Genomic DNA, 12,747 nt, shown 5'->3' on the forward strand with positions numbered 1-12,747 from the left:
ACTGACGCGCTGAAGGGGTTTTGTCGTGCTGAATTTTTGCTCCGCTTGTTATCAACAACTAGGTATTACGATGGATATCCTTGCGAACTACGGCACTGTCCTGATTATTATTGCAGCAGCTTTCGGTTTTCTGATGGCGATTGGTATTGGCGCGAATGACGTTGCCAATGCGATGGGTACATCAGTAGGTTCAAAAGCATTAACCGTGAAACAAGCGATCATTATCGCGATGATCTTTGAATTTGCGGGTGCATATCTTGCAGGCGGTGAAGTAACCGACACTATCCGTAAAGGCGTAATTGAAACGTCCCTATTTGCTCATCAACCTGACGTACTTGTCTACGGTATGATGTCAGCACTTCTTGCAGCGGGTACTTGGCTACTGCTTGCCTCTTACATGGGGTGGCCTGTATCAACAACTCACTCAATCATCGGTGCGATCATCGGTTTTGCGTGTGTATCTGTTGGTACCGAAGCTGTGGACTGGGGCTCAGTACAAGGCATCGTCGGTAGCTGGATTATTACCCCGGTTATCTCAGGTTTCTTTGCTTACGTAATCTTTGTCAGCGCACAACGTTTGATTTTCGATACTGAAAAGCCGCTATTTAATGCTAAACGCTTTGTACCTGTATACATGTTTATCACCACTATGGTTATCGCTCTGGTAACCATCAAGAAAGGCCTTAAGCACGTTGGTCTGCACCTTTCAAACGGTGAAGCTTGGATGTGGGCAGCTGGTGTTTCTGCACTCGTTATGGCTGGTGGTTACTTCTACATTCAGAAGAAATTCGCTAGCCGCGAAGATGATCACGGCTTTGCTGGTGTAGAAGGTATCTTCAGCGTACTTATGGTTATCACAGCGTGTGCGATGGCTTTTGCACACGGCTCGAACGACGTAGCAAACGCGATTGGTCCACTATCAGCTGTTGTTTCAACAGTTGAACACATGGGTGAAATCACAGGTAAGAGCACAATCGCTTGGTGGATTCTACCTCTAGGTGGTTTCGGTATTGTTGTTGGTCTTGCGACTCTAGGTCATAAAGTAATGGCTACCGTAGGTACGGGTATCACTGAACTTACGCCAAGCCGTGGTTTTGCTGCACAGCTAGCAACGGCATGTACTGTGGTTCTAGCTTCTGGTACTGGTCTTCCTATCTCGACCACACAAACTCTAGTTGGTGCGGTGCTTGGTGTTGGTTTTGCTCGCGGTATCGCAGCGCTAAACCTAGGCGTAGTACGTAACATTGTCGCTTCATGGATTGTTACGCTACCGGCAGGTGCACTACTTGCGGTTGTGTTCTTCTACGCGATTCAAGCAATGTTCGTTTAATCAATAAGGTCAGTGATGTGTTAACTCACTGTCATTATTGACTCAAAACCGCATAAAGGGAGGCTCAGCCTCCCTTCTTTGTTGCAGTCAACCTAGAAACTACTTACTATTTGGCGTTAGCAAAGAAATAGATTTTGGGTTTGCAGACCCTCATAGACTGTTAAAGGATTTACCGTGAAAAAACTGGTTTGCTTCGTTCTGGCATCAATGCTTGCTGTCCCTGCAGCAATGGCTCAAGACCGCTACATCTCTGATAAGCTATTTACCTACATGCACTCTGGTCCTAGCAACCAATTCCGTATCATCGGCAGTGTCGATGCTGGTGACAAGGTGAAGCAAGTTTCAACCAACCGTGATACTGGCTACACACAAATTGAAGATGCGAAAGGTCGTAAAGGCTGGGTAGAGAGCCGTTTCGTTACTCGTCAAGAGAGCATGGCACTTCGTCTACCTAAGCTAGAAAAAGAGCTCGCTGATGTAAAAGAGAAACTTGCTAATGCTCGCTCAAATGCAGACCAAGAGAAAGCGGGCCTGATTGATTCTCTAGAGTCACGTAACACGCAAATAAACGAACTAGAGCAAGGCTACAGCGACATGAGTAAGCAGCTGTCAGCTTCGCAAGAAGAAGTTCGTAAACTGCGCGCTAAACTTGATACGCAAAAAGATGACCTACTGCTTAAATACTTTATGTACGGTGGCGGCGTTGCCGGCCTAGGTCTACTATTTGGTTTGATTCTTCCTCATATCATTCCACGTAGAAAGCGTTCACCGTCTGGCTGGGCATAAACGCTGCAACAAACAATAGATACTAAAAAAGGTCACCGAGGTGACCTTTTTTGATCCTCTGAATCGGCTCAACCTGGCCTGCTAGCCTTTCCAATCATACAGTGCAGGCACTTCGATTAACTCGCCATTAAAGCGTATCAAACAAGATTGCTGCTCAATGGCCACCAGCTCAATATTGTCACTCACCCAATCACCTTGGTTATACTCAACACCGTTGATCTTGACCCATCGTTTGCTTGGTTTGCTCGAATAGACGTGAGTTTGGAAATTTAAGGCGGGCAGCTTGCCATACCAACGTTCCGCTTGTTGAGACAGGTTCGAAGCTTCACTGTTTTGTCTGTTCGATTCTGGTTTAGCATTGCTACTCAGCGCAGACTCAAAACGCTGCGCTAACTCTGGCGATAGCTGCGACAAATCAAGCCCAGACAGCAGGTCATCACTGCCTTCAGAGATATGACTCTCTGTTGCATTGCTATCAACCTGACTGCCAACCGTGCTCGCCTGCTCTAAAACTTCTTGAGGTAATGAACTGTTATCCTGCTCAATTTGGTTCAACCAATCACTCTGCGCCGAACTGCTATTGTCACGATAAGTGACAGCCAAAGGGCCAAAATCAGGAGCTTGGCTAGCCGTGTATTCAAAAGGGACTTCAACTAGAACGGTTTCGGCAACATTATGCTCCAACCAACGCTGTTTCTCTGCTTGATAGGTTTGAAATGCCATTACCCCTGCAACCAATACAGGCGGAAGTAGCGCGAATGCGATGTTGCGTCCTCGGCGAGATTCTTTCTGCTGCTCGACAGCATGAGCAGGTGCTTGCTGTAGAGATGAAAGGTTTTGATGACTGCGCTCAGAGTGCTCTAAGGCTTGCATGACTTTAGACATTAGAACTGACCTCACGAGACGTTAATGTAGGCGCTTGTGGCTGAGAAAGCTTCTCCAAAAGACGTAGTGTTTTTCGCCCCGCAATACCATCCACCGTTAACCCTTGCCAACGTTGGAACAACTCAACTTTATGTTTAAGCTGCTCATTAAACTGACTTTTTCCAGAAGGCTGTTCCCCTAATACTTGGGAAAGGTGCTGATCTAACACCGCGATAGCCTCGCCGCTCATACCCGGTTTTAAGGTTTGGTTCCAATAGCCCTGCCATATCTCGCGATATTCGCCCTGCCAAATACTGCTTAGCCATTCACGCTCAAACTCGAAAACTTGATCGTTAGCTAACAGCTGAACATGGGAATCAGATAGCCCTAACAACACAGCGAAACGAGGTTGCTGGTCAATATTCAATGTCAGCACAACAGGCGCATTTTTCTCGGCAAGCTGTTCCAGAGAGCCGTTTTCAAGTGCACAGCGAAACAGCGCTTCGCCATTATCAAGACACAACTGATCCAATACTGAAGCTCGATATCCCCACACTTTATATAAAGCGGCAATCGCCGCTTCTTGATTGTTGGCTTGATTAAGTTGCGCCTTCAAAGCCTGGGGGAAGACATTTTTTTGCTGCTGTACGTTTTCAACCGCTGGGAATTGCTGTTGTAGATGATTAACGACAACGGGTGCTACAAGTGTCGGCGTCGCGTAGTATGCGCCAATCGACAAGATACTCCCGACGAGAATAGAAAGTACGCTCGGAGAAAGGGAAACTTTTTTACTAGAAACCCTACTCGCAGCAGGCGGCACTGAGCCAGTTTGAAAGCTCATTACATCATCGCAGGCTGCCACAACGGTATTATGTGTCGGCTGCGGTTCCCCAATGCTATAAGCTTGCTTAAGGCTCGCATCACACACCAAGTTAATCAGACGTGGAATGCCCTGCGTTTGCCGAGCAATATACTTAATTGATTGAACCGAGAAGAGTTCAGGATTACCACCAGCCAAAGCGAGACGAAACTTAATATAGTCTCTGGTCTCGTCTTGATTAAGAGGCAACAAATGATATCGGGCGGTAATTCGCTGTGCTAACTGCCTTAATTGCGGCATTTGCAGTTTCTGCTGTAACTCGGGCTGACCAATCAACAGCACCTTAAGTAGCTTTTGGCTTTCCGTTTCAAGGTTGGTCAGTAAGCGTAGTTGTTCGAGAACATCTGCCGATAAATGCTGAGCTTCATCAATCACCAATAGGGCTTGAACCCGATTAGCATGGTTATCCAATAGAAACTGGTGAATCAACTGATTAAGCTGCTTTAGAGACGCGTTTTCCTGATAATGGATATCGAACTCATCGCACACTGCTTCTAACAACTCAATATTTGAGAAAGTCGGATTTAAGATCAGCCCTGCGCGCGTGTTGTCTGCTAGAGTTTTAAGTATCGATTTTGCAATGGTCGTTTTACCGGTTCCCACTTCACCCGTCAGCATAGCGAAACCGCCACCTTCACCTAGCCCAGCTTGGATTTGAAAGATAGCTTCTTTATGGCGCCGACTCTGATAGAGGAAACGAGAATTAGGCACAATAGAAAATGGCAATTCTGTCAGTGCAAAATGTTGTTGATACATAACTCTCTTCTCTGGGAATTTAGTGCTAAGAAAAGTACCATTGCTGGCACAATTAGCCAATGCCAAACTGATGAAAAGGGAGAGCTAGGTGCAAAGATACCTTGTTGGCGGCGCAGTTCGCGATCAACTGCTAGATATTGATGTCTATGATAGAGACTGGGTTGTTGTTGGTTCAACCCCTGAAGAGCTACTTAACAAAGGCTATACCGCGGTTGGTAAAGACTTCCCTGTATTTCTTCACCCAGAGAGTAAAGAAGAACATGCACTTGCAAGAACTGAACGTAAAGTCGGCTCTGGCTATACCGGGTTTGAATGTTACTTTGCCGCCGATGTCACCTTAGAAGAAGACCTGCTCAGACGCGATCTGACCATCAATGCGATGGCGCAAGATCCTGATGGCAATATCATCGATCCCTTTAATGGTCAGCGAGATCTCAACGATCGGATCTTACGCCATGTTTCTCAAGCGTTTACCGAAGATCCTCTCCGCGTACTGCGAGTCGCGCGCTTTGCCGCTAAGCTTCATCACCTAGGTTTTAGCGTTGCCGATGAAACTATTGAGCTAATGCGCCACATTGCCAACTCTGGTGAGCTAGAACACTTAACCGCTGAACGAGTTTGGCAAGAGTGGCATAAGTCGTTATCAACCCAAGACCCGCAAGTATTTCTCTCCGTCTTAAAGCAGTGTGGTGCTCTAAAAGTTGTCTTGCCTGAGCTTGATGCCCTGTTCGGGGTTCCACAACCTGAAAAGTGGCACCCTGAGATTGATACAGGTATCCACACGCTGATGGTCGCTAAACAAGCCGCACTACTTAGCGAGTCTCTTCCAGTAAGGTTTGCCTCTCAAGTCCATGATCTTGGCAAAGGCATTACGCCTGAGTTTGAATGGCCGAGTCATAAGATGCACTGTCATACTGGACTGAAGCTGATTAAAGCGCTGTGCGAGCGAGTAAGAGTCCCTAATGAATATCGTCACCTCGCCTTGATGGTCTGTGAGCAGCACTCCAATATTCATCGAGCTGCCGAGCTTCGCCCAGAAACTAAACTCAAAGTACTGAACAAGTTCGATGTATGGCGCAAGCCGGAACGCTTACAAGACATTCTGATTTGTTGTATGGCTGATAGCCGTGGGCGCACTGGATTTGAAGATATCGACTACCCGCAAAAAGCCATTTTTGAACAGGCTTACAAAGCCGCACTTTCCGTCAACGTGCAAGACATTATTAAAGATGGGTTTAAGGGCGCTGATATTCGCACTGAGATGGAAAAGCGTCGGGTTGATGCGATAAAGGGCTAGAGAACTGGAGAACTGGAGAACTGGAGAACTGGAGAACTGGAGAACTGGAGAACTGGAGAACTGGAGAACTGGAGAACTAAATTACTGCGCTGTTATTGAGGGAGCAACTCTAGTTTTCTAGCAGGGCGAAGCCCGATCCCGTTTTCCCGAAACGAAGTGTTCTATAGGACGAAGTCCGTTCCCGTCTCCCAATAAAAAATGCCCCGCTATTGCGAGGCATTCAAAGCTTAGATTAATAATCTACGAGAGATTATTGACCTTTAACTTCTTTTAGACCGTTGTAAGGAGCTTTAGCACCTAGAGCTTCTTCGATACGGATTAGCTGGTTGTACTTAGCAACACGGTCAGAACGGCTCATAGAACCAGTCTTGATTTGACCTGCAGCAGTACCTACCGCTAGGTCAGCGATAGTTGCATCTTCAGTTTCGCCAGAACGGTGAGAGATTACTGCTGTGTAACCTGCATCTTTAGCCATCTTGATTGCTGCTAGAGTCTCAGTTAGAGAACCGATTTGGTTGAACTTGATAAGGATAGAGTTAGCTACGCCTTTCTCGATACCTTCAGCAAGGATCTTAGTGTTAGTAACGAATAGATCGTCACCTACTAGTTGAAGCTTGTCACCTAGTAGTTCAGTTTGGTGCTTGAAGCCAGCCCAATCAGACTCGTCTAGACCGTCTTCGATAGAAACGATTGGGAACTGGTTAGCTAGCTCAGCTAGGTAGTGGTTGAACTCTTCAGAAGAGAAAGTCTTACCTTCGCCCTTCATGTTGTAGATGCCTGCTTCTTTGTCGAAGAACTCAGATGCAGCACAGTCCATAGCTAGAGTTACGTCTTTACCTAGTTCGTAACCTGCAGCAGCAACAGCTTCTGCGATAACTTCTAGAGCTTCAGCGTTAGACTTAAGGTTAGGAGCGAAACCACCTTCGTCACCAACTGCAGTGCTGTAGCCTTTAGACTTAAGAACTTTAGCTAGGTTGTGGAATACTTCAGCACCGATACGTAGACCTTCTTTAAGAGTCTTAGCGCCAACTGGTTGGATCATGAACTCTTGGATGTCAACGTTGTTGTCTGCGTGCTCACCACCGTTGATGATGTTCATCATTGGTAGAGGCATAGAGAACTGACCAGCAGTACCGTTTAGTTCTGCAATGTGCTCGTATAGAGGCATGCCTTTAGCCGCTGCAGCAGCTTTAGCGTTAGCTAGAGAAACAGCTAGGATTGCGTTAGCACCGAACTTAGATTTGTTTTCAGTACCGTCTAGCTCGATCATTACTGCGTCGATTGCAGCTTGGTCTTTAGCGTCTTTACCAACTAGAGCTTCAGCGATTGCACCGTTTACAGCTTCAACAGCTTTAAGAACACCTTTACCTAGGAAACGAGCTTTGTCGCCGTCACGTAGCTCAAGAGCTTCACGTGAACCAGTTGATGCGCCAGATGGAGCAGCAGCCATACCTACGAAACCGCCTTCTAGGTGTACTTCAGCTTCTACAGTTGGGTTACCACGTGAATCGATGATTTCACGACCTAGAACTTTAACGATCTTAGACATTGAATGTTTCCTTCTCGTTGAATATATAATGTCAAAATTAAGGGCAGCAGCACTACTAACGCTACTGCCCGTATCCTTTACTTCTCTAATTCGTCGCGTTGGTATTCACCAGCCGCTTTCACGAAACCTGCAAACAGTGGGTGACCATCGCGAGGTGTTGAAGTGAACTCTGGGTGGAATTGAGCCGCTACAAACCATGGGTGAGCTGGGTTCTCAATGACTTCAACCAGTTTCTTGTCAGCAGACAGACCAGAAACTTTCAGGCCTGCTTTTTCAATCTGTGGACGAAGATTGTTGTTCACTTCGTAACGGTGGCGGTGACGTTCGTGGATTGTCGCGCTACCGTATAGTTCACGCGCTTTTGTCCCTTTCTCAAGGTGACATAGCTGTGAACCAAGACGCATTGTACCGCCTAGGTCAGACTTCTCAGTACGCTCTTCAACGTTACCATCACCGTCTACCCACTCAGTAATCAGACCAACTACAGGGTATTTAGTCTCTTTGTTAAATTCTGTTGAGTGTGCACCTTCCATACCCGCAACGTTGCGCGCGTATTCGATTAATGCCACTTGCATACCTAGACAAATACCTAGGTAAGGTACTTTGTTTTCACGCGCGTATTTAGCCGCAAGGATCTTACCTTCCACACCACGGTCACCGAAGCCACCTGGTACTAGGATCGCGTCTAGACCTTCTAGCGCTTCATTACCTTTGCTTTCTACGTCTTGTGAATCAACGTACTTAATCTTAACGCTTAGACGATTCTTAAGACCTGCGTGCTTAAGTGCTTCGTTTACTGATTTGTAAGCATCTGGTAGTTCGATGTACTTACCAACCATACCGATAGTCACTTCACCCGTTGGGTTCGCTTCTTCGTAGATTACCTGTTCCCATTCTGACAGATCTGCTTCAGGAGCAGTAATGCCGAATCGAGTACATACTAGGTCGTCTAAACCTTGAGATTTGATTAGTTGAGGGATCTTGTAGATTGAATCTACGTCCTTCATAGAGATAACCGCTTTCTCTGAAACGTTACAGAAAAGAGCGATCTTCTTACGTTCATTCGCAGGGATCATACGATCAGAGCGACAAACAAGAATATCTGGCTGGATACCGATAGAAAGCAGCTCTTTTACAGAGTGCTGAGTCGGTTTAGTTTTCACTTCGCCCGCTGCTGCTAGGTAAGGAACCAGTGTTAGGTGCATGAACATTGCACGTTCACGGCCTAGCTCTACTGCTAGCTGACGAATAGCTTCCATAAATGGCAGAGACTCGATATCACCTACCGTACCGCCCACTTCAACGATAGCAACATCATGACCTTCAGAACCTGCGATTACGCGGTCTTTGATAGAGTTAGTGATGTGAGGGATAACCTGAATCGTTGCACCTAGGTAATCACCACGACGCTCTTTAGCTAGAACGTCTGAGTAAACACGACCTGCAGTGAAGTTGTTACGCTTAGTCATTTTGGTGCGGATGAAACGCTCGTAGTGACCAAGGTCTAGGTCAGTTTCAGCGCCATCTTCAGTGACGAACACCTCACCGTGTTGAGTCGGGCTCATTGTGCCTGGATCAACGTTGATGTAAGGGTCAAGCTTCATCATAGTCACTTTAAGACCACGAGCTTCTAAAATAGCTGCAAGCGATGCTGCTGCAATACCTTTACCTAGAGAGGATACAACCCCGCCAGTAACAAAAATGTAATTTGTCGTCATGTTTAACCTGAAATTGGTTGAATGAGGGAAAATGGATTTCTTCTGGACGGGATATAAATATACCAGAAGCCCTTAACCGCCACAACGTGAAATCTATCACACTGCAATTTTTTATTTTTTGCTTCAAATCAAATTCGAGTAACGGATTAGTTGCCACTACCTTTATCTACTTCTAGCGCTTTTACTCTGTCCCAAAACGCATCTAACTGATCTAAATCGTAATCTATTAGTCGTTTACCTTGCTTGGCGACTATGGTTTCGACACCTTTAAATCGCTTAGCAAATTTAAGGTTGGCTTTACTCAGCGCGACCTCTGGGTCTTTACCTAAATGACGCGATAAGTTGACCGTTGCAAACAGCAGGTCTCCGAGCTCAAGTTCAATTTTTTCTTCATCAGGAGAGACTTGCAGGGCCTCTTCCATCACCTCTTCTATCTCTTCCTTAACCTTACCGACTACCGGGCCAAGCGAGTCCCAATCAAATCCGTGTTTCGCCACTTTCTTTTGTATTTTTGTGGCACGAGATAACGCAGGTAGAGAATTTGGTATTGAGTCTAGAATACTTTGTTCTTTTTTGCCTACCTGAGCTTTTTCTTTTGCTTTTTCCGCTTCCCAGTTGGCATTGATCTGCTCATCCGATTCAAACTCGACATCAGAGAAAACATGCGGATGACGACGGGTCAGCTTCTCATTGACGGTTTCGACCACTTCCGAGAAATCAAACAGTTGCTGCTCTTTAGCCAGTTGGCTGTAGAAGATAACTTGAAAGAGAAGATCACCCAGTTCCTCTTTTAGGTTCGACCAATCGCGATTCTGAATCGCATCAACAACTTCATAGGTCTCTTCAATGGTGTGAGGAACAATAGTGTCAAAGCTTTGTTTTAGATCCCAAGGGCAACCGCTTTCTGGGTCACGAAGCTGCGCCATAATCTGTTCTAACTGTTCAATCGGGTGACTCATATTCCTTCTTCCTTTAAATCTGCTATCTAAAGAACATTCATTTAAATAAAAAGGTGAGCAGCCAAAACCACTCACCTTTAAAATCATTATTGTCATCCTCAAGAGCGAATTATAAGCGAGTTGAGGATCTCTAAGCGTTTTAAGAGATTCCCTATCACGTTCGTTCCTCACTGTAGGGAATGACAATGTTTGCTTTTTTACTAAGTAGTTGGTTATTCTAGCAAGGCAGTAAACTTATGAGACTCCTGAGCATAGCTTGCCTATGTGATGGAGCGATATAAGTGCAACTAACGCCGCTAGAAAGCCAAATACAACGTAAAAATTAGCCTAGGCGCTTGACCGACATAACATCTTTAATCTGCTCAACTCGTTTAGAAACGCGTTGCAGAATCTCAACGTTGGTCACTTCCAAGTCAAAGTCCATGATCGACATTTGAGTACGATAATCAACACGACTCTTCATACTGGTCACTTTGATCTTCTCGTTAGCAAACAGAGTCGTGATGTCTTTAAGCAGTCCACCGCGCTCCATCGCTTCAACGCGAACGGTTAGGATGTAAGAGCCAACAAAGCCACTGCCCCACACCGTGTCGATAATACGCTCTGGTGCATGGTGGCGCAGTTCTTCAAGTTGTTCACAGTCTGCTCGGTGCACTGAAATGCCGCGACCTTGCGTGATGTAACCGGCGATCTCATCACCAGGGATCGGCTGACAACAACGGGCAAGGTGGGTCATTAAGTTATCGACACCTTCCACCACAACGGCATCTTTCTTCGGACGACTTTGCGCTGGTGCTTTGCTTTCTGCCTCTTGAAGCTTCTCAAGGGCCTGCTGATCTTCTTCTTCTGCGGTTGGCTTATTGACCAAGGCATTGATGTGGTTGATCACTTGGTTGATACGTAAATCACCGCTTCCGATGCCAACGTACAGCTCATCAGTGCTGTTGACGTTAAAACGCTTCAACGCATACTGCTCAGCATCTTTTAAAGTCGCACCAATTTTCTGCAATTCTACTTCGAGAATATCGCGACCAGCTTCGACGTTTTTCTCACGGCTTTGCTTACGGAACCACGCATTGATTTTCGCGCGTGCTCGGCCTGAAGTCACAAAGCCCATAGAAGGGTTTAGCCAATCACGAGATGGATTGGGCTCTTTAGAGGTGATGATCTCAACTTGATCACCCATTGCCAGTTTGTGGGTAAACGGAACAATACGCCCAGCGACCTTGGCACCAATACAGCGGTGACCGACTTCAGAGTGAATATGGTAAGCAAAATCGAGTGGTGTTGCTCCCATTGGTAGGTCGACCACATCACCACGCGGGGTAAAGGCATACACACGGTCATCAAATACCTGACTACGTAGTTCATCAAGCATTTCACCCGAGTCAGACATCTCTTCTTGCCAATCCAGTAGCTTACGCAGCCAAGTAATTTTCTCGTCGTAACCACTGCGGCCGCCGCCACCTTCTTTGTATTTCCAGTGCGCGGCAACACCTAGCTCAGAATCTTCGTGCATGTCTTTAGTGCGAATCTGAATCTCAATCGTCTTACCTTCTGGGCCAAGAATCACTGTATGAATTGACTGGTAACCGTTAGGTTTAGGGTTAGCCACGTAGTCATCAAATTCACTTGGCAGGTGCTTATACTTGGTATGCACAGTCCCGAGTGCCGCGTAACAATCTTGCAGCTTGTCGGCGATAATACGCACCGCTCGAACATCGAATAGTTCGTCAAACGCGAGGCCTTTCTTCTGCATTTTGCGCCAGATGCTGTAGATGTGCTTAGGACGCCCACTCACCTCTGCATTAATAGAAGAGCCTTTCATTTCAGACGTTAGGTCATCAACAAAGTCTTTGATGTACTGCTCACGGACAATGCGACGCTCAGAAAGCTGCTTAGCGATCTGTTTGTAGGTATCAGGTTGTTGGTAACGGAAAGCGTAATCTTCGATTTCCCACTTTAGCTGACCGATACCAAGGCGGTTCGCTAGTGGTGCATAGATGTTAGTACATTCTTGAGCGGCTGCTCGGCGTACCTCATCTGGCGCTTTTTTCACTTCAATTAGGTTACAGATGCGCTCGGCAAGTTTGATAACGACGCAGCGGAAATCATCCACCATAGCCAGTAGCATGCGACGTACGTTATCGACCTGAGAAGAGGCAGCACTGCCTTCAAGAGTCACGTTCAATTGACCAAGTGCGGCCATCTCTTCAACGCCATCAATCAGCTTAATGGTCTCTTTACCGAAATCTTCTTCGAACTGCTCTCGGCTATACGCGCCGCTCGACACCAGCGGAAACAACAATGCAGCGACAAGGGTCGCTTTGTCCATCGACAGAGTGATAAGAATTTCGATCATTTCACGCCCGCGCCACAAGAGTAGCTGGCCTTGATCGTTATCTTGTAAAATCGCCTCACCCTGGAGGTAAACTTCTTTTAAGCGCTTAGCCACTTTAGGGTCTTGCCCTAAGCTAGAAATCCACTTATCTAGCTCAAACTGTTCGTCTTGATTTAAATGTGCGCTTCTTACCGCAACCATTATTTTCGTCCTGTTATTTTTCTATTTTCGAACTGCCCCTGTTCAGACTGCCGACTAGTAGGGAAG

The 12,747-nt window shown here is 46.4% G+C and carries 9 protein-coding genes; 3 read left to right on the top strand and 6 right to left on the bottom strand.

What is annotated here, in order from left to right; translation table 11 throughout:
- Nucleotides 1-70: 70 nt before the first annotated feature.
- Together LYZ37_RS12340 and LYZ37_RS12345 are read left to right on the top strand one after the other, a co-directional pair.
- Nucleotides 71-1,330: an inorganic phosphate transporter gene (locus LYZ37_RS12340; RefSeq protein WP_272787172.1), complete on the top strand. Its 1,260-nt coding sequence runs from the start codon at nucleotides 71-73 to the stop codon at nucleotides 1,328-1,330.
- Nucleotides 1,331-1,504: 174 nt separating this feature from the next.
- Entirely contained in the window at nucleotides 1,505-2,116 is a 612-nt protein-coding gene (locus tag LYZ37_RS12345) for a TIGR04211 family SH3 domain-containing protein (protein ID WP_272785672.1), read from the top strand.
- A gap of 81 nt (nucleotides 2,117-2,197) precedes the next feature.
- On the opposite strand, the gene LYZ37_RS12350 is transcribed toward LYZ37_RS12345, so the two are convergent.
- Together LYZ37_RS12350 and LYZ37_RS12355 are read right to left on the bottom strand one after the other, a co-directional pair.
- A complete protein-coding gene (locus LYZ37_RS12350) occupies nucleotides 2,198-3,001 on the bottom strand; it encodes a general secretion pathway protein GspB (protein WP_272785673.1) in 804 nt (267 codons plus the stop codon).
- Complete coding sequence (locus tag LYZ37_RS12355; RefSeq protein ID WP_272785674.1) at nucleotides 2,994-4,616, bottom strand: ExeA family protein; 1,623 nt, start codon at nucleotides 4,614-4,616, stop codon at nucleotides 2,994-2,996. Before LYZ37_RS12355 ends, LYZ37_RS12350 begins: the two co-directional genes overlap by 8 nt.
- An 88-nt stretch (nucleotides 4,617-4,704) precedes the next feature.
- Between LYZ37_RS12355 and LYZ37_RS12360 the strand changes: the two genes are divergently transcribed.
- Nucleotides 4,705-5,913, top strand: a complete 1,209-nt coding sequence (locus LYZ37_RS12360) for a multifunctional CCA addition/repair protein (RefSeq protein WP_272785675.1) — start codon at nucleotides 4,705-4,707, stop codon at nucleotides 5,911-5,913.
- A gap of 250 nt (nucleotides 5,914-6,163) precedes the next feature.
- Here LYZ37_RS12360 and eno read toward each other — a convergent pair whose 3' ends face one another.
- The 4 genes from eno to relA form a co-directional block, all read right to left on the bottom strand.
- Nucleotides 6,164-7,462, bottom strand: coding sequence for a phosphopyruvate hydratase (gene eno / locus LYZ37_RS12365; protein ID WP_272785676.1), 1,299 nt, complete (start codon nucleotides 7,460-7,462; stop codon nucleotides 6,164-6,166).
- Nucleotides 7,463-7,539: 77 nt separating this feature from the next.
- Nucleotides 7,540-9,180, bottom strand: a complete 1,641-nt coding sequence (locus LYZ37_RS12370) for a CTP synthase (RefSeq protein ID WP_272785677.1) — start codon at nucleotides 9,178-9,180, stop codon at nucleotides 7,540-7,542.
- Nucleotides 9,181-9,326: 146 nt separating this feature from the next.
- A complete protein-coding gene (gene mazG, locus LYZ37_RS12375; RefSeq protein ID WP_272785678.1) occupies nucleotides 9,327-10,139 on the bottom strand; it encodes a nucleoside triphosphate pyrophosphohydrolase in 813 nt (270 codons plus the stop codon).
- 322 nt (nucleotides 10,140-10,461) lie between these two features.
- A complete protein-coding gene (gene relA / locus LYZ37_RS12380; RefSeq protein ID WP_004744749.1) occupies nucleotides 10,462-12,681 on the bottom strand; it encodes a GTP diphosphokinase in 2,220 nt (739 codons plus the stop codon).
- Between the last annotated feature and the right edge of the window lie 66 nt (nucleotides 12,682-12,747).

The organism is Vibrio tubiashii, assembly GCF_028551255.1.
Classification (GTDB): Bacteria; Pseudomonadota; Gammaproteobacteria; order Enterobacterales; family Vibrionaceae; genus Vibrio; species Vibrio tubiashii_B.